This window comes from Weizmannia sp. FSL W8-0401 (assembly GCF_038009125.1).
GTDB classification, from domain to species: domain Bacteria; phylum Bacillota; class Bacilli; order Bacillales; family Bacillaceae_C; genus Weizmannia; species Weizmannia coagulans.
Map to the genome: position 1 here is coordinate 2290671 of NZ_JBBPAG010000001.1, position 17816 is coordinate 2308486.

19 protein-coding genes and 1 pseudogene are annotated in these 17816 nt (G+C 47.3%); 6 read left to right on the forward strand and 14 right to left on the reverse strand.

Annotated elements, in window-relative coordinates; genetic code table 11:
- The first annotated feature begins 96 nt into the window (after positions 1-96).
- A complete protein-coding gene (locus tag NSU00_RS11300; RefSeq protein WP_017552793.1) occupies positions 97-324 on the forward strand; it encodes a hypothetical protein in 228 nt (75 codons plus the stop codon).
- A 226-nt stretch (positions 325-550) separates the two neighbouring features.
- Here NSU00_RS11300 and NSU00_RS11305 read toward each other — a convergent pair whose 3' ends face one another.
- From NSU00_RS11305 to NSU00_RS11320, 4 genes are all read right to left on the reverse strand, one after another.
- The gene (locus tag NSU00_RS11305; protein WP_340702832.1) at positions 551-2224 is read right to left on the reverse strand and encodes a M17 family peptidase N-terminal domain-containing protein; all 1674 of its coding nucleotides are present in this window, start codon (positions 2222-2224) and stop codon (positions 551-553) included.
- A gap of 74 nt (positions 2225-2298) precedes the next feature.
- Positions 2299-2913 (reverse strand): 3D domain-containing protein, encoded by a 615-nt coding sequence (locus tag NSU00_RS11310; RefSeq protein ID WP_017552791.1) that lies wholly within the window; start codon positions 2911-2913, stop codon positions 2299-2301.
- Positions 2914-3145: 232 nt separating this feature from the next.
- Positions 3146-3463 (reverse strand): YuiB family protein, encoded by a 318-nt coding sequence (locus NSU00_RS11315; protein ID WP_013860119.1) that lies wholly within the window; start codon positions 3461-3463, stop codon positions 3146-3148.
- Between the two features lie 80 nt (positions 3464-3543).
- Complete coding sequence (locus NSU00_RS11320) at positions 3544-4764, reverse strand: NAD(P)/FAD-dependent oxidoreductase (protein WP_029142469.1); 1221 nt, start codon at positions 4762-4764, stop codon at positions 3544-3546.
- Between the two features lie 353 nt (positions 4765-5117).
- Between NSU00_RS11320 and NSU00_RS11325 the strand changes: the two genes are divergently transcribed.
- The 3 genes from NSU00_RS11325 to istB all read left to right on the forward strand — a co-directional run bounded on the left by NSU00_RS11325 (position 5118) and on the right by istB (position 9565).
- On the forward strand, positions 5118-6113 hold the full coding sequence (locus NSU00_RS11325) for an NAD(P)/FAD-dependent oxidoreductase (RefSeq protein ID WP_019721405.1): 996 nt from the start codon (positions 5118-5120) through the stop codon (positions 6111-6113).
- Positions 6114-7310: 1197 nt separating this feature from the next.
- Complete coding sequence (gene istA / locus NSU00_RS11330) at positions 7311-8816, forward strand: IS21 family transposase (RefSeq protein ID WP_340703696.1); 1506 nt, start codon at positions 7311-7313, stop codon at positions 8814-8816.
- Complete coding sequence (gene istB / locus NSU00_RS11335) at positions 8813-9565, forward strand: IS21-like element helper ATPase IstB (protein WP_035180281.1); 753 nt, start codon at positions 8813-8815, stop codon at positions 9563-9565. Before istA ends, istB begins: the two co-directional genes overlap by 4 nt.
- Before the next feature lie 168 nt (positions 9566-9733).
- Here the strand turns inward: istB and NSU00_RS11340 are convergent, their stop codons facing one another.
- The 5 genes and pseudogenes from NSU00_RS11340 to NSU00_RS11360 all read right to left on the reverse strand — a co-directional run bounded on the left by NSU00_RS11340 (position 9734) and on the right by NSU00_RS11360 (position 12863).
- Positions 9734-9976 carry a hypothetical protein gene (locus tag NSU00_RS11340; RefSeq protein ID WP_133537601.1) on the reverse strand — a complete coding sequence of 81 codons (243 nt, stop codon included), beginning with the start codon at positions 9974-9976 and terminating at the stop codon, positions 9734-9736.
- A 154-nt stretch (positions 9977-10130) separates the two neighbouring features.
- Positions 10131-10702 (reverse strand): annotated as a pseudogene (locus NSU00_RS11345) (group II intron maturase-specific domain-containing protein); the annotation flags it as partial.
- A gap of 438 nt (positions 10703-11140) precedes the next feature.
- A complete protein-coding gene (locus NSU00_RS11350; protein ID WP_340703697.1) occupies positions 11141-11755 on the reverse strand; it encodes a DUF5626 family protein in 615 nt (204 codons plus the stop codon).
- A gap of 228 nt (positions 11756-11983) precedes the next feature.
- Positions 11984-12346, reverse strand: coding sequence for a HesB/IscA family protein (locus tag NSU00_RS11355; RefSeq protein WP_013860122.1), 363 nt, complete (start codon positions 12344-12346; stop codon positions 11984-11986).
- 172 nt (positions 12347-12518) lie between these two features.
- Positions 12519-12863: a YuzD family protein gene (locus tag NSU00_RS11360; RefSeq protein WP_133537597.1), complete on the reverse strand. Its 345-nt coding sequence runs from the start codon at positions 12861-12863 to the stop codon at positions 12519-12521.
- A 139-nt stretch (positions 12864-13002) separates the two neighbouring features.
- Between NSU00_RS11360 and NSU00_RS11365 the strand changes: the two genes are divergently transcribed.
- Positions 13003-13239, forward strand: coding sequence for a NifU family protein (locus NSU00_RS11365; protein WP_013860124.1), 237 nt, complete (start codon positions 13003-13005; stop codon positions 13237-13239).
- 169 nt (positions 13240-13408) lie between these two features.
- On the opposite strand, the gene yutH is transcribed toward NSU00_RS11365, so the two are convergent.
- Positions 13409-14419: a spore coat putative kinase YutH gene (gene yutH, locus NSU00_RS11370; protein WP_340702835.1), complete on the reverse strand. Its 1011-nt coding sequence runs from the start codon at positions 14417-14419 to the stop codon at positions 13409-13411.
- A gap of 132 nt (positions 14420-14551) precedes the next feature.
- Between yutH and NSU00_RS11375 the strand changes: the two genes are divergently transcribed.
- Positions 14552-15055, forward strand: a complete 504-nt coding sequence (locus NSU00_RS11375; protein WP_328196079.1) for a phosphatidylglycerophosphatase A family protein — start codon at positions 14552-14554, stop codon at positions 15053-15055.
- A gap of 120 nt (positions 15056-15175) precedes the next feature.
- Here NSU00_RS11375 and NSU00_RS11380 read toward each other — a convergent pair whose 3' ends face one another.
- From NSU00_RS11380 to lipA, 4 genes are all read right to left on the reverse strand, one after another.
- Entirely contained in the window at positions 15176-15940 is a 765-nt protein-coding gene (locus NSU00_RS11380; RefSeq protein WP_118498225.1) for a TIGR01457 family HAD-type hydrolase, read from the reverse strand.
- A gap of 26 nt (positions 15941-15966) precedes the next feature.
- The gene (locus tag NSU00_RS11385) at positions 15967-16407 is read right to left on the reverse strand and encodes a DUF86 domain-containing protein (protein ID WP_029142398.1); all 441 of its coding nucleotides are present in this window, start codon (positions 16405-16407) and stop codon (positions 15967-15969) included.
- 49 nt (positions 16408-16456) lie between these two features.
- Positions 16457-16750: a YutD family protein gene (locus NSU00_RS11390; protein ID WP_371729386.1), complete on the reverse strand. Its 294-nt coding sequence runs from the start codon at positions 16748-16750 to the stop codon at positions 16457-16459.
- A 142-nt stretch (positions 16751-16892) separates the two neighbouring features.
- Complete coding sequence (gene lipA, locus NSU00_RS11395) at positions 16893-17813, reverse strand: lipoyl synthase (RefSeq protein ID WP_013860130.1); 921 nt, start codon at positions 17811-17813, stop codon at positions 16893-16895.
- Positions 17814-17816 lie beyond the last annotated feature (3 nt).

The window sequence follows — 17816 nt, forward strand, 5'->3', positions numbered from 1 at the left end:
TGCATGGCTGTTTGTAACGGAGCGCAAACTACTGATGAAGATATCTTGTTGTTAGTATGTTTCGATTCGAAAAAAATATGAAAGGAATTGGCACGCATGAAAATCGCTTTTTTAACCGGCATTGCCGCACTGGTCCTCTATGCCTTCATTGCCGGAATCGATTTTTATATGACAAGGGACTTTATGGGATCTGTCCATCATCCGATCGGCATCCTCGATACCTTTTATGGTGTCGAAAAAGGCGTACTCCTGATATGCATCATGGTGCTTATTTTTAAAATAGCAATCGAGGTGTTGAAACAGAAAGGACGGACACAAAAATAAGGCAAAGAAGAGCGTAGTGCTCTTTTTTGCCTTATTTTTAATTTCAGCTTTTTAGCGGAAGGCCGGGCAAGATCCGGCCTGCACCATTTGCCGTTTCGTCTTCATTCGCGTGTATCTGCAGGCAGCCGGAGGGCGCTCCTTCGTTACAGCGCTTCATTAAAACTGCGGTCGTGGGGGCGGCACGCCTTTCAGCACATTCATTTCGCTTGGAGTAGCGCGCCCCCCTTTAATCCTGTTCTGCCATCTTCTCAGCCAGCAAGGCCAGTGTCCGTACCATTACGCCGGTTGCACCGGCCGGGCCAAGATCGGTTTCTTTCCCTGTTATGGCTGTTCCTGTAATCTCCAGATGGGCCCACGAGGTGTCTTCCACAAATTCCCCGATAAAAGCCCCGTTCACCATCACGCCGCCCTCTCTGCCTGGTGAACCGTTCAAGTCGGCGATCTTGCTGCTTCGTGCGTTTTCTTTGTCCGCTTCCGTTACCGGGAGGCGCCAGATGAATTCTCCTGCTTCTTTTGCGGATTCCAGCACCCGTTCAAAAAAAACATCGCAATTGGCGACAGCGCCCGTTTTATCGCGGCCGAGCGCCGGGATCACGTCCGCAGTCAAGGTTGCAACATCTACAATTTGACTTGCACCATATTGCTTCGCATACGTTACGGCATCCGCGAGCATCAGCAAACCGGCAGCACCGGTATCCCGCATTTCAATCGTTTTACCGTTCATGCTTGTGATCACAGCCGTTTCAGTGCGCATGTTGTCCTGCCCATTGGTTGCAGTGCCGGTGATGCGATTGCCGGCCACAGGAATCACCGCCACGACGTTTCGGGCCGGCTTTTGTTCCCCGATCACTTCCATGGCGCCCAGAACAGCTGCCGCCCCTGCCATGCCGGTGTTCTCACCTGGTGTGCAACAATCGGCTGCGGCACCGGGTCCGACAAGTGCGAGCACATTGCCCCATTCCCGTTTGCCCGCGTATTTCAGGATGACCAGGATCGGCGGCTCTTTGGATTCCCCCGCCGCAGCCAAAACCGCACCCATTCCAAGCTTCTCCATCTCCATTTTTTCAAGGATTTCCACTTCAAAAGGGTATTTTTTTTCAAGTGATGCGGCATATTCCGCGAGACGGGCCGGCGTCCATATATTCACCGGCATATTGGCAAACGTCCGTGCCGTATTCACGGCTTTGCCATACACGTACCCGCGGTGCAGGGCAGCGCCTGTTGTTTCTTCGGGGGAACCGTTATTTTTACGGTATGTACCCGTTTGAAGATTGGCGTTTTTAACCGGTTGGCCCTCTGTTTTCCCGGCGGCATTAACATGCTCGGCATTCCCCGGCCGGATCTCTGCTTCCTCGGCGACACTGGAATGGACCGGCGTGGCGTGTTCCGCCGGTTCCGGTTTTTTCCCGGCAGCCTGGATGTAAACCGCTACTTTTTCGAGCTGCACTTCCGGAATATTTGGTTGCCCTTTGTAACCGGCAAACCGGTATGTGGCCATCGGAACGGCTTCGCCAAGCATTTGCGCGGCTTCCTTCACGCTGACTGTGCCGGCGCAAAACGTATCGAGGAAAACTGCTGCCGTAGGCCATCTCATTTTCCGGATGTGTTTCACTGCTTTTCCAAACATCTTTTTCAAATGTTCTTTTCTAAGTTCTTTCGGGTTGCCAAGCCCGATAAACAAAAGCCGTTTTACTGGCAGTTTCCCGAGGGTGTGAATGACAGAAAGGCTGCCGGCGCGTGCGGACAGGTCGCCGGATTTTACCAGTTCCGTCAATGCCCCGCCGAAACGGTTGTCCAGGCCGCCAAGCAGGCCGCCAAACTTTTTAGGAACTTGCTGCAAGCCAATCACAAGGCAGTCTTCAAGGCATTCAAGCGGATCTCCTTTCCCCAGTTCAAACATACAACCACCTCTGTTCCATTATAGCCGCCAGCTTGAAAAAAACGCACAAAAAAAGCGCAACCGGCGATTTTGCGCTATTCTTTCGTTTCCGGCTTGATATATTGCTGCCGGAACACTTGCATCGTTTTGTTTTCGTTCAGTTCAGCCAGTTCTTTTTCCGTCAGGGACCCGTCCCCCATTTTAATAATATACACATCAAGCGTCTGTTTTCCCCATTTCTTGTAAACATCCGAAACCGTTTCAAAATACAGATCGAGCCGGTTCCCTTTTATGGCAGATCCTGTATCGGCAACAACACCGAAATCATAGCCCGGGATATAAAGGACCGTCCCGATTGGAAAAATGGATGTATCAGCGGCAATCGTTGAATATAAATCCCGTTTCACTTTCACCCCGGAATAGGTGATGCCGTAGCCGGGATGGTCTGGACTTTTCCCGGTCGATTCGGCCCCTGCCGTATACCCCGTTGCTGTCACTTTCTTTTTCGGGTAATTGCTCCAGTCATAGGCATCAAGGGATGGCTGCGGCTGGCTCGCGGCAATGGCGGCCAATCCTTTTTCCAATGCCCGGGCAGGTGCCGCTTTTGCAGCTGCTGCTTTTATCCCCGAAATGGCCTGGAAAGTGGAAATCATTGCCCATATGAACAAAATGGCCATCAATAAGCGGATCATCCATTTTTTCATGTTCAATTGGTCTCACTCCTCTTAGGGCTATTGTCTCCCACGCCGTTCCAAAATATGCGGGCATATTGGCAAAAAAACAGCTGATCCGTCTGCCCTTTTTCGCGCCGCCCATTCTCCTGTTCTGCAAATGGCGCTTCCAAAAAGCACTGGTTGTTTTATCCGGAAAATTTGCGCCGGCTTTTGCCGGCCGGCCCGCCTCCGATTTAAAGGCAAAAAAAAAGCTGCCCTCAAGGCAGTTTTAAAACATCCGGTATCCGTTTTTCCGGAGCGCTTTTATCGCAACACCAGCCAAAAGTGCCCCCGCAAGGCCGCTCGATAACACGAGGGCATCAGATAAATGGATGGAGCTAAGATGCTCCCCAAGTTGCCGGAAAGCCGTCCCGGGATCGGTAAAATACCGGGAAAAAGCGATCCGGTCAATCATCGAAAGCGCAATGACCGGGTAAATAAAACAGAGAATCCAGGTCATCCGCAAAAGCATATTGGCAATAAAACCGATACCGAAAAACAAAACAAGAAAAAGGACCATCGAAATAATCAATACCGGTATACTCATGAGCCCCTCCGCATCCCCGTTGTACATCTAGTTTACTGAAAAAACTGAATTTCGTCAAAAGTAACGCGATAATATTTTTGCTATATAAAATTAAATTTTCCTTTCTTTAAAACAAGCCTCGTGCCGCCGATCATAAACAGGGCACGGTCATCCACGACTTTTTTCATAACAGAAGCAGAAGTGCCTTTCAGCTTTTTGCCAAACACAATGCCGATCGCATTGTCTTCCCCGAGGGAGCAGACGGTGCCTTTGTCATTAAAAGTGAAAGCTTCCAGGCTTTCTTCACCGTGGATCTTTTTCAGGAGGTTCCGTGCGCATACTTCCCCATGCTGCATCGCCATCTGCGCTGTCGGCGGGTACGGGCGGTTTGTGTCCTTATTGATGATCAGCGCACAGTCCCCAATTACAAAAACATTTTCATACCCCGGAACGGTCAAATCCGGTTTGACTTTCACCCGGCCGCGCACCGTTTCAAACCCGGACGCATCAATCACGCTATTCCCGCGCACACCCGCGGACCAGATGACGGTGCCAGACTTGATTTCGTACGGCTCTCCGCCTTTTTTGCAGGCCCATACCCCGTCTTTTGTCGCTTTTTTGACCGCCGTGCCAATATGGAACTCGACGCCTTTGCTTTCCAAATACGAAAGGGCGTAATCGACAAGTTCACGGTCAAATTGCGGGAGAACGATAGGATTGGATTCAATCGAAACGATCCGCACTTTATCGCGTGGAATCCCGTATTCCTTGCAAAGCGCCGGAATCCGGTTCACCAGCTCGCCAAGAAACTCGATGCCGGTAAAACCCGCACCGACGACCACAATGGTGAGCCGGTTGTCATCTTTATCGTTTTCCCTCCGGTAGGCATCGAACTGGCGCTCAATATGTTCCCGGATTTTTTGGGCAGCGCTTACATCTGTAATCGAAAAAGTATGCTCTTTCAAACCTTCGATTCCGAATGTTTCCGCGTTGGAACCGAGCGCAATGACGAGATAGTCATATGGCAATTCTTCCCCGTCTTTTAAAACTACTATGTTCGCGTCTTTGTTTATCCGCTTGACTTCCGCCTGTTTAAATTGCACTTTATTCTTATTTAAGACGTTTTGAATCGGGTAGCGGACCCGGTCATGGTGCAATGTGCCGGCGGAAGCTTCATGAAGCCATGTTGTTTCGTAATGGTAATCATTTTTGTTCACGAGTGTGATGTCCGCTTCCCCTTTTGCAAGCTGTTTTTGCAGACGCGTCACGGTCATGAGCCCGCCGTAACCGGCACCCAGTATAACCACTTTCGGTTTCTCCATTTTTCTCACTTCCATCTCTTTATTTTGGACAGGCCGGCGCCTGTATGGCAACATCATCCATTATTTGTGATTTTATTCACGACAATTGGCACGCCAAATTTGTCACATGATCTCCATCAAATTGTCACAAAAAATACATATCTCCACTTCAATCATATGCTTTTTACCCGCTATTTTCAATTGAAAACTGTACTAAAATAATAATAAAAATATTCTAATATATAACATGGTGCCTAAAATTTTTTCCGGACGCAGGAACACCTGCCTGCCTTGCCCGCAGAGGTTTTTAGCCTGTGCGCTTGTGTCAAAATGTGCTATGATGAAGGAGAATGAAGCGTATTGGAGGGGTTTCGTTGAAGGAAGATCAAACCATTTATGATATAACTGTTATCGGGGGCGGGCCGACCGGCTTGTTTACAGCTTTTTACGCCGGATTGCGGAAAATGTCTGTAAAAATCATTGAAAGCCTGCCACAGCTTGGCGGGCAGCTGGCTGCGCTTTACCCTGAAAAGTATATATACGATGTCGCCGGTTTTCCAAAAGTGAAGGCAGCTGATCTCGTGCATCAATTAGAAGCGCAGGCCTCCATGTTCCAGCCGGTGATCTGCACGGGCCAGTCCGCAGAAAAGCTTGAAAAGAGTGAAGACGGCATTTTTACGCTGACAACTGATAAAGAAATCCACCATTCCAGAGCAGTCATCATCACTGCCGGTGTCGGCGCATTCCAGCCGCGCCGCCTTGAAGTGGAAAATGCTGCACAATACGAAGGAAACAATCTGTTTTATTTTGTAAATGATATGGACCAGTTTGCCGGCAAAAGCGTTGCCATCCTTGGCGGCGGCGATTCCGCGGTCGACTGGGCGCTTATGCTGGAACCGGTCGCCGAAAAAGTGACGCTCATCCACCGCCGTGACAAATTCCGTGCCCATGAACGCACGGTGGAACAGTTGAAGCAATCGCGCGTGGAGATTAAAACACCGTTTGTCGCGAGCGAAGTGATTGGCGACGGGGAAAACATTTCCCGGCTTGTGATTGAAGAAGTAAAAGGCGAGGCGAAAGAAACGCTTGATATTGATGCCCTTATTTGCAATTACGGCTTTATTTCGTCACTTGGCCCGATTAAAAACTGGGGCCTAGAGATTCAAAAAAATTCCATTGTCGTCAACTCCAAAATGGAAACAAACATCCCAGGCGTTTATGCGGCCGGCGATGTTTGCACGTTTGAAGGCAAAGTGAAGTTAATTGTAACGGGGTTCGGGGAAGCCACCACCGCGGTCAGCAACGCGAAAACATATCTTGACCCGAAAGCCCGCGTCCAGCCGATGCACAGCACTTCGCTGTTTGAATAAGGAAAAATCAAAATCCCGGATGGCTGCCCAACCGGGATTTTTGATTAAATATCGCTCTTAATGTGCAAACAGCAAAGGAAATTGGCGTGCCCGGACAGGAAGAAAACCGGAAGACAGGCGCTGGCTGGATTTTTTGAAAAGATTTTTGTGGGGTTTGCCACGCACGTCTCTAGCTCAGTCCGATTTACCGTTGGCACTTCCCCATAATTTGCTTTCTCCCGGCAAAAAAAATCGAGTAGGAGGAGGTGGACTAACCCCCAACCTCTCACACCACTTATCCCTACTTCTTAATTATCCCGACTTTTATTAGGTAGCCTTCAAAAAAACACAGGATTTCTGTATGTTTTTGATGACTCGTAGGTTAAAAAAACAGAATAACTTTTGGTTTCTTCGAGATTTCAGCAGTTACTGCAGGGCAAATTCCGGAAGAGGACATCCGGAAGGGACAGACTGACCATGGAATTTGTCCTTACGTGGGGAATAAGGCGGCGAACAGAAAGTCATTCAGGATTCCGCAGAAGACTTTCCACTTTAAGGGGATTCGGAAAATATCTGAATGCAATAGGTATCTAGAGCTATGAAATACCTTCTAACTCTTCAGCTGCCGATGCGAATATGTAACGTAGATCGTATACACGTACTGTGGCAGGAAAAAGGGATTACGCCATTATCCAACTTGGTATCCCCATGGACTCCGTGCAGGTGACATGACATCACAAACTAAAGCTGACGGATGTTGACTGGAAAAACAATGAGATTCATCTGATACAAGGAAAAAAAACAGCCGCTATCACTTCCTTTGGAAGAATATGCTAGCAATGCCATAATGATTATATCCTTAAAGGCAGACCAATGTCAGAATCCTCTTATATGTTTCTAAAAAGTCTCGGACCCTAACATACCAACAATGAAGAGGCAAATTTCTACTGGTGAGACACCCTCAATAGTTTGGCACCCTTGTGTCATCAGAAAAAGTAAGTACCTTTTTGCAATAGATCTATATATACTGATTCGGCGTATATCACTGAGACTTGAAAGAAACCTCTTCAGGATATGCTTGTTTAGTGCAAAATGAAAGTACAGAGTTCTGCAACAAAAAAGTGCAGAGCTTCATGGCATAAAAAAAGGCTTGCCAGCTCCTAAAATTCCCTCTACTGTTAAGGTTGTGAAGAACAAAACAGTGGAGGTAAAGAAAGGATGCTAGCAATGCCTGAAATTCATCATATCAAACATTTGCGTGAAAAGAAAGGGTTATCGCTTTCCGAAATTGTCCGCAGGACGGGATTTAACTGGAGAACAGTCAAGAAATATGCGGATGGAGACATTTCGGTCAGACAAAAAATAAAGAGAAAACGGGGAATGATGGAGGAAGAAGGATACGGTCAAATCATTGATGACTGGCTGGAGGAGGACGCCAAACTGCCAAGAAAACAACGGCGGACAAGCAAGAAGATGTACGAACAATTAAAGCAGGAACATGGCTTTAAAGGGTCTTATCGAACCGTTTGCGCCTACGTTCAAAAACGAAGACCTCAGCTTAAGCTGGAGAAGGAACGGCGTTACGAGAGGCTGGAACACCCTCCGGGGGAAGCGCAGGTGGATTTCGGCACCATGTCCGTTGTGACGAAGGAAGGAAAAGAGGAAGACCGATCAATTCTGATTTTGAGCTTTCCGTACAGCAACGCCGCGTATGCGTATCCATTGCCGGCGGAAAACAGCGAATGTTTTCTTTACGGGCTCACTCAGCTGTTTCGCCAAGCCGGAGGCGTCCCGAGAAAACTGCGCATCGACAATTTGGCGGCGGCGGTGGTTTCGATTCGAAAAGGAGGCGAACGTCAATATACTGAAGCATTTGAGCGATTCCGGCTTCATTATGGGTTTGACGTACAGGCGTGCAATCCGTATAGCGGACACGAAAAAGGGAATGTCGAACGGAAAGTTTACTATACTCGTCAACACTGCTTTGTCCCTGCTCCGTTGATCGAGGGGGATGAAGAACTGGCGGAGTGGCTGCATCGCAAGATGATCGAAGATCGAGCCCGCCCCCACTATGAAAAAGGGAGAACCATTGAGGAATTATGGCAGGAAGAACAAAAGGAGTTGCTTGTCCTGCCGGAGAGAGATCTCCCGATCTTCTCCTTCCACCACGCTAATGTCAATAAATACGGGGAAGTAACGGTGGATGGGGAGGCGTTTGTGGTTCATGGGATCCCGGTTCCCAACCGTGTCCTTGTCAAAAAGGAATGGGATCGTTTCATGGTTTTCTCCCAGGAAGGGGAGGTGTACCTGGAAGCGCCAAGGCCGTACACGAAAAAGCGACGGGAGCTCCCTTGGAAGGACATTTTGGCGGAATGGGCGCAAAAGCCCCGGGTGGTGGAGTATTCGCGGTTTCGAGTTTACTTGCCGGAGGCCATTAGGAAATACTTCATGGAACAACCGAAACAGACGGCATCACGCATTCGAGGAGTGCAGAAGCTGCTGGAGCGGTACACCGTCTATGAGATCGCCCAGTGGCTTGACAAGTATCAACGGTGGGATTTGACGCCCCATGAGATCGGGGTGTTGATGGAGGCGAAGCGTTCGGAGTATCCCGCGAAATGGGAAGAAGCCTATACCCCTTCCGTTTTAGTCGACTATGAAACCGATTTACATGTGTATGATCAACGTCTTTGTCCGTCAAGGGAAGGGGGAAGCCGGGCATGAAGATGGATTTAAAAGAGATTTGTAAAGCCCTGCATTTGGCGTACATCGCGGATCGATTCGAGGAGGTGGCCTACGAGACCAAGGAACAGTTTTTGCGTGATGTGTTGGCGTTGGAGCTGTCGTTCCGTCAGAAAGCAAAACAGGCTCGATTGATCAAGAAGGCGAAGTTCCGGGAGTTGAAATGGCTCAAAGATTATGAATGGTCGGATCAGATTCATTGGCCGACCACGACCTCGAAGGAAGAACTTTGCGACCTTCGCTTTTTGGAGCAAAAACAGAACGTCCTGCTTTTAGGTTCGCCGGGAACAGGAAAAACCCATCTCGCCACCGCATTAGGATTAAAAGCGTGTGAACGGGGCCATGAAGTTCGGTTTTTCCGTGTCGCCGATCTTGTCGCCCAGCTCGAAGAAGCGTTAAAAGGCGGCACCCTCGGACGGCTCAAACGGCAAATCGACACATGCGAGCTGTTGATTTTGGACGAACTCGGCTATGTACCTTTTCAAAAGCAGGGATCGGAACTGCTGTTTCACATCATTGCCGATTGTTATGAACGAAAAAGTGTCATCGTGACATCGAATTTAGAGTTTGGACAGTGGAATCGAGTGTTTGGGGACAACCGCCTGACGGCAGCGCTGGTGGATCGTTTGGTCCATCACGCCCACATTCTCGCGTTTACGGGAGAGAGCTACCGCTTGCGGCACGCGCTTTCTGCCGTTCAGTCGCTCCCTTCTCGCTCGGTTGAAAGGTAAATTCATTGAGCCGGCAAGCCTATGTATTTTTTCTTGCAATTCTCTGCACTTTTTGCTTGCAAAAAACATATGCTCATAATAGCGGGAAAGTAGAGATTCATTTTTGGCTATAAAGACTTTCCACTCAAAGCTGCCAGTTTTGCTTAGCTCATGAAGAATTCCAAGACCTCACAAGCGCCAACGTAAAGCCTTTCGTGAAATATTACCACTATGGAAAATTTCCTGGTAATGACGGCTGAATTCATCCATCAGTCCAACACGATAGTATGTTTCAGATTTCTTACTGTAAAAACCTGAAATGGGATGAAAAGCAAGGCGACGATAGGAGCCGTTGCTTCCATCATACAACTGAAGTTCGAACAACCTTGCGGTAGCCAACTCAATTAATTCTTGGATTGCTACTTCATTCATAAAATATTTACCTCCACTGATAATAGATTTGTTTTTTAACCAAATCTATTATCAGATAGCCCAAAAGAAAAATATTGATACAAAGAGGAAGCCGGACTAATCCAGAAGTAGGGATAACACCACCATACGTATCGTTCGGTATACGGCGATTCAATTAGGATAAGTGACACAAAGTTTCATAACGTGATGAAAGACTTTTGAGCCCTTGGGAACTCCAGTAGGGGTTTCTAAGGGTTCTGAGCAGTATGGGGCTTTAGGATATACGCCAGTAAGCTTTGCGTGAGTTGCCTCATTCGTATGTTTTTTCTAGCGGAACACCTAAACCGATAAGTTTTCTTATCTTCGTTTTTGGCTTCTTCCAATTCTTTCACATGCACATCCGGAGTCTTCTTATGATCCATGAATCAAATTTCTTAAATACGCTGGGCGAGTCTGCCAGCGCGAAATAACCGCACCAGCCCATCAGGTATTGGTTTAGTTTCTCTATCCTATATTCTATCGGATAGGGCTTCTTTCTTGAAGTGATATCACAGATTTTATTTTTCACCCGTTTCACACTTTCTATGGCAATCCGTATCTGCGGTTTCTGGTGAAAAGTGAAGCTGAATCCAAGGAACTTTCTCTTCCATGGGAGGTCGACGGCGGATTTTGTCCGATCACCTTCAGCCTGAGTTTTCCCTCGATAAATGAGGTAAGAGAGTTCCTGACCCGGTGGCCTGCTTTTTCGTGTGTTCTACAGGTAAGAAAGCAGTCTTTCCCTCTATCTATCCGCTCCATTTACTTGGTATGACCTTCGGCAGAATGGGCTTTGCCTTGTTATACAGACTCACCCAGTCATATCCAGCCTTATATGAAGTTCGTGTTCCTCGGACAGGAGGTTTGCCTCCCGCCTCCTTCAGATTCCGCGTCACCGCGGACACCCTTGCGTTAGGCTAACCGTTACTTCTGCCATCACAGCTCTGGACTTGCATCCTATAGACTACGCCCAGGCTGGGCGCACACAAAAAGAGGATTCCCATACCTGTAGGAGTCCTCTTCAATCTCTCATTATGGTATTAGATTTTTTTACCACTAATTAATTTAGTAATCTTAATTATTCCAAATATTACTGTTGCAAAAAATAATACAGATACTATCCCTGTAATTATCATCGTGTTATCTCCTTTACTTTATAGAGGTGTACAGCGTTTTTCCCTTAATCTTTGCCCTTAGCCAACCATTCCAACCACCAAAATCCCAAATTGGAGTTCCAAAGGTAAAGTACAAAGTTGCTTGTTTAGAATTATCTATTTTCAGTTTACTTGATTTTACTGAAGAACCGATTATTAAATACCATTTACCATATGCTTTAGTTATTTTGTAATTAGAAATTTTAACTTTAAAGCTAGCGTTTACAGGTCCAGAATAAAAAGAAACTTTATGCACTCCTGATGTAGCTTTTACAGATGATGCTCGTACTACAGAAGTTTTTGGATTAGTAGCTTGTTCCTCTGGTTCAACAACAAATGTCCCTTGCTTACCATCAGGTAAAGTTACATTTTGTACTTGAGTTTCATTTGAATTCAAATCAAATTTAGCCTCTGTACTATCATTGCTATTCAAACCTGCCGGAGAGTTGAGCGAATCATCTTGTAAATTTGTAGCATCCGTATTAATTTTCGTTGAGGTGTTACTATTACTTTCTGCACTAGCTTCAAATGGAATAGTCAAACTCACCAATAAAATTACTGTTAACGCTAAAAGGGCTCCTTTAAAAAAAGTCTTCTTTTTTCCAACCATTTCTCCTACCACCTTTTATCTATTTATTTTTAATTATAACATAATTGAGGACGGATGTAAACGTTTTTTTCAACTTTTTAGTTCCTTGCCGAAAAAAGTCAAGCAAAAATCACTTCAGCAGCGCAAAACCCCCGCCTGTCATTGGCGGGATATCCTGCGCTGCTGCAATGAAATGGGAACCTTGCTGGCGTATAAATATCCTGTTTTTGCAGCATCACTTTAAATGCTTCAGCATTTTTCCGGTGTGCCGGCTTTTGTTTTGGTTTTAAATGAGGAGCCGCAGCCGCAAGTGACAATCGCATTCGGATTATCGATCGTGAACCCGCCCCCTAAAAGCGACTGCTTATAATCGATAACCGTGCCGGTTAAAATCGGGGCGCTCTCATGATCGACGAGAATCCGGATGCCGTGCTGTTCGCCGACCGCATCGCCTTCTTTGATTTCGTGGTCAAGCGACAGGCCGTACGACAGGCCGCTGCAGCCCCCGCCGTTTACAGACACACGAAAATATGCGTCCTGCTCATCGTTTTGCTCCATCATGTCTTTAATTTGAAACGCAGCTGCTTCTGTAAGATGAATCACTTCACTCATTTTCCGAACCTCCTTTCCTTGATTATAACCATTTACACCGTGCAAAACAATGATTGCGTATCTTCCGGGCGCCGGGCAGTCTTAAAATGCGGGCTGCTTTATTTTAAAATTGCAGTGCATCTCGAAAAATTCAACAAAGCCGCTGTTGTAAACGTTTTTTAATGAAAAATTTTTAATCGTGCGCTGCAAACGCATTTTCCGGGATATAACCGTATTGTTCCATAACCGCATAAATTTTCTTTAGCCTTGGATTGCCTTCTGCCACCGGCTCGCCTTCAATGACAACAACCGGGTAAAACAGATCTTCATCCATCACTTTTTGCGCAAAAGCACGCACTTTTTGATCATTACTGGGTGCAAAAATATCGATATACTGGATGTCAAACGGCTGGCCCGGGTATTTCCGCGAAAGTGCTGCTTTGAGCCATTCGAATGTATCTTTAGAAGACGGCGCGCCGACGCAGCTTGCGCATATTTGCTCCGCCCCGTAAACTTGAATCGTCACTTTTTTCTCCATCAAACCCGCACCTCTTCCGTGGATTTCTTATTCATATTGTACACAACAGCCTGCAAAAAGGAAAACACTATATCCCTTTTTTATAATAGATTTTTCTCGTAATCCTGTATATAATGAGAGGTAAGAAAGGAGCGATCATATGCCTGCAGATACAATTACAGAACAAGTTCAGGAAGTATTGGATAAATTGCGCCCGTTTTTGCTCCGTGATGGCGGCGATTGCGAGCTGATCGACGTGGAAGACGGCATTGTCAAACTCCGCCTTTTAGGGGCATGCGGCAGCTGCCCGAGTTCCACGATCACGTTGAAAGCCGGGATAGAACGCGCATTGTTTGAAGAGGTTCCCGGCGTTGTGGAAGTTGAACAGGTTTTTTAACGGGCAGTACGCGGTTTCCTATCAAGGAGCCGCTTTTTTGCTGGGATAAAATGATTCTTGGCGTGGGCGATTCTCCGGGGCCATTCACACTATGCCCGGCATCCCCGCTTGCCTTCACGACGGACGGGCATGGCCGGCGGTGCGGTTCAGGTGCTTGCCGTTCTTTCTTTTATCGGGCTTTTAGCCATGCCACCCGGGGAATATGGTATTTTCTTATCGGGACTTCCGAGAGCTCATAAAATTCACCCAGAAATGCTTCGTATGCCTCTATCCCCCGTACAATTTTCCAAAGCTGTTCCTCATGCATGTTTTGTTCCTTTTCGGACCGGGTGAGAAAATAGGTTTCCACACATTCAAAATAATGAAGGGGAAACAGCAGGCGCGCGAAAATCAGCCGCCACGAAAAAGGCGAAAGCGGCGAAAGCGAAACATATTGCTGCAAAAACGCGCGGACATCAGGCCGGAACGTGTGTGTTTTCTTAAAATACTGCGCGCGGATCCACTCGGCAATGTCCCTGCCTGCGTGGTCAAACACCCAGTCAAACGGGTGGTGGATGATAAATTTCCGGCCCCATGTTTCGTTTGAAAACCGTTCATGGCAAATGGTGCCGGCATCCCCCGGGGCAGGCGCCTCATCTATTTCCGTATCGACGACATACTGGATCGCATTTTCACAAAGCCCCATGTAATAGGGAAACGTTTCGGCAAACAGGCGTTCAAACGGGCGGTCGGGGTGCTCTTCCACTGTCCGGTACCATGCCTTTTCCATTTGTTCAAGGCGCATTTCCCAGTAATTTTTCCATTCGCCCATCCGGTTTGTTTCCGTTATCGTGGCGGAAAGCGTGCGGCCGCGCAGGTGGAATTTCGCAAGCTTCCTGCCCGTGCGCATATTTCCGGGCGCTTTTTTATAGCGGTTTTCCAGTAAAACATAATCGCTATCCCCGTCCGTTACGAGAAACTTCTTTTCTTTAGATGGATAAAAGGCGGAGGCATAGCGGTCGCCATTCGTCACGAGGTGCCGGGACATTTCATATAATTCAACAAGCACATTTTCAGGAACATTTGTCACAGGAACGAGCGTATAAAGATTACCGTTTGCTTCATAGTGGACCCGTTTTCCGTCAAAAAAAGGCTGCCCGGCGTCAATGCCGTAATATTTTTTCAAAATGGCCTGTGCCATCATCTTCCCTCCCCCAAAAAATACATTGCACTTTCTACATTATATGTGAAGGAACGTGTATTCTTGCTTGATCTCATAAAATCCATTAGAATGATCATGCTAAAGAAAATGTCGAATAGTTGAGGTGAGAACATGGAAAACAAGAAAAATATGGATGTGTCAGAACAAATTGCAAGGCAGAGGTTGAAAGAACGGGGCGTAGAAGTGGAAGATATTGCGAAACTCGTCCTGTATTTGCAAGAAAAGTACTTTCCGGAAATGACACTGGAGGATTGCATGGAAAGTGTCAACGCCGTTCTGTCCAAACGCGAAGTGCAAAACGCCATTTTAACCGGGATCCAGCTGGATGTGCTGGCGGAAAAAGGGATGCTTGACGAACCGCTGCAAAGCACGATTGCGGTCGATGATTCCCTTTACGGCATTGATGAAATTATGGCTTTGTCGATTGTGAACGTGTACGGTTCGATCGGCTTTACCAACTACGGGTATATTGACAAACAAAAACCGGGCATTTTGGCAAAGCTTAATAACCATTCCGACGGCTCATGCAATACGTTTCTCGATGATATCGTCGGGGCCATTGCCGCTGCAGCCGCAAGCCGCCATGCACACAGAGTGGCGCGTGTGCAGCCGTAAAAACAGAAAAAACGGCAAGATACGTTTTATTGTATCTTGCCGTTTTTTCGGTCTTCGTTTTCCAAATAACGCGGACTTTGCCGAGGCAGGCATATGGCTCCTCCTTTTGCCCCGCGCTTGTCACACTTCCCACTGGTCAAGGGTATCAACCGTATAGGTTGGCTGGACTTCTTTTGTTTTCAACATTTCCTTTGTCGTTACGCCGGTATGGACGAGCAGGGTGTCAATGCCCGTGCGGATGCCCGCCAGAATATCCGTATCGTAATTGTCCCCAACCATGATCGTCTCTTCTTTTTTCGAACCGAGATATTCAAGTGCCTGCTCGGTAATGATCGGTTCCGGTTTGCCGATAAAGACCGGCTTGGTTTGGGTCGCAACCGCAAGCACCGAGGTTAAAGCCCCGTTTCCCGGGAGCAGCCCGCGTTCAGTTGGAAGCGCAATATCGGCGTTCGTGGAAACAAATTTTGCCCCATTACGGATCGCAATGGCGCCGAGGGCTAGCTTTTCGTAAGTAATCTCCCGGTCGATGCCGAGCACCACATAATCGGGGTGATCGGATGTGACCGTAAAACCTTTTTCTTTGATGGCCGTTTTAATGCCTTCTTCGCCAATCACATATACAGAAGCATCCGGTTTTTCCTCATAAATATAGCGGGCGGTTGCCATGGATGTCGTAAAGACCTGCTCCGTTTTTGCCGGTATATCGAATCCGCGCAGTTTTTCGGCAACCTGGGATGGTGTCCTCGAAGAATTGTTTGTAACAAATAAATACGGGATCCCTTTTTCCTGCAACCGGCTGACAAAATCGCCGGCTTCTTCTATTTTTTCCGTTCCGCGGTACATAGTGCCGTCCAAATCAATCAAATAGGCTTTATACTTTTTCATGCTGAAATTCCTCTCTGTTTCGTTGCTTATTCCCCTTTAAAAGCGTTAACCGGGCCGAGTTCGTTTGCCAGGTAAGTGCGCACATCTTTCGGAAACCGTTCGAGCGCCTTGAAGTTAGCCGCAAGCACTTCCTGAAAAGTGGCGTAATCCGGATCCGTATATTCCCGGACAAGCTGCTTCCTGAGCGCGATGACAGCCGTCAGCTGCTTTGCCGATTCGGCTGAAACCACATTTTCATCTTCCAAAATGTCAATGATGTCTTCGTAGCTCCCCGGATCGCGCATAATAAACCCGTCAATGATCGCGTTTCCGGCATCAAGGACCGATTCGATGACTGTTTCTGCAATTCTTTCCAAAGCAGCCTTTTCGATTTCGGTCTGCCAGGCCGGTTGCGCTTGAAACAAGGCAAGCCGCTTTTCCATAAATGACAATATCCCGTTTATTTTTTCACGATCCACAAAATACATCCTGTCACCTTCTGCCTAAAATTTATCAACTGGCGGTGCCGGGCAACACTTATTTGGCAACGACTTTCTTTGCGACAAAATAGGCACAGCCGAAATTGCAGTATTCATAAAGATATTCCGTGAGTGTACTGATTCTGGTGTCAAAAGTGGATTTCGGATTGCGGTCATCAAAAAAGCCGCGCAGCCGCAGCTGTCCGTAACCCCAGTCGCCGACAATATAGTCGTACTTTTCCAGTATTTCACTATATCTGCATCGGAATGCTTCTTCATTGTAGCCATTCCGGTAATTGTCAATAATCTCGTACGTATGGCGGTGGATGGTGACCAAGTTCAATCCCTCCATTTTCCCCGTGTGCCTTCCTGCCTAATTTTATTATAGCGAAAAAACGCCCAAATTCTAAGCGGAACGCGAAAAATTTTTTCAACTCCATTGAGCGGAATTTTCCGTGAAAAAAACTGCGCCCATCAAGTGCGCAGCCTGTTTCTCAAATTTGTTGCGTTTGTTCCATGTTCCCTAAAATATGCTTTGCTTTTGCAGCGGCACCTACCTGTTCATCCGCATGGTATGAAGAGCGGACAAGCGGGCCGGATTCGCAGTGGCTGAATCCCTTTTCAAGCGCTATTCGTTTTAATTCGGCAAATTCATCCGGGTGGTAATATTTGACCACTTTCATATGTTTTTTCGTCGGCTGCAAATACTGCCCGAACGTCACGATGTCCACATTATTGGCGCGCAGATCATCCATTGCTTCCGCCAGTTCTTCCATCGTTTCGCCGAGGCCGACCATGATGCTTGATTTTGTCGGAATCTCCGGCTGCATTTCCTTTGCCCGATGCAAAAATTCAAGCGACCTGTCGTACGTGGCGCGGGCGCGGACCCTTCTTGTCAGCCTCCGGACCGTTTCGATATTATGGTTTAAAATATCCGGTTTTGCATCCATCAATGTTTTTAAACTTTCGTACCGGCCCTGCAAATCGGAAGGCAGCACTTCAATGGTCGTAAATGGATTTATGCGGCGGATCGCACGGATCGTTTCAGCCATTACCGCTGCCCCGCCGTCTTTCAAATCATCACGGGCCACCATCGTCACAACCACATGCTTCAAGTTCATTTTTTGCACCGATTCAGCAACCCGTTCCGGTTCCTGCCAGTCAAGTTCGGACGGCAGCCCTGTTTTTACGGCGCAAAAACGGCAGGCGCGTGTGCACGTATCGCCCAGAATCATGAAAGTTGCAGTCCGCCTTGTTCCCCAGCATTCATGGATATTCGGGCATCTCGCTTCTTCGCAAACAGTATGTAAGTTTTCCGTGCGCATTAATTTTTTTAATCCTGTATAATTTTCATTCGTATTAAGCTTGATTTTCAGCCATTCGGGTTTGCGTAAAATCTCTTCCTGTTTGTTCATTTT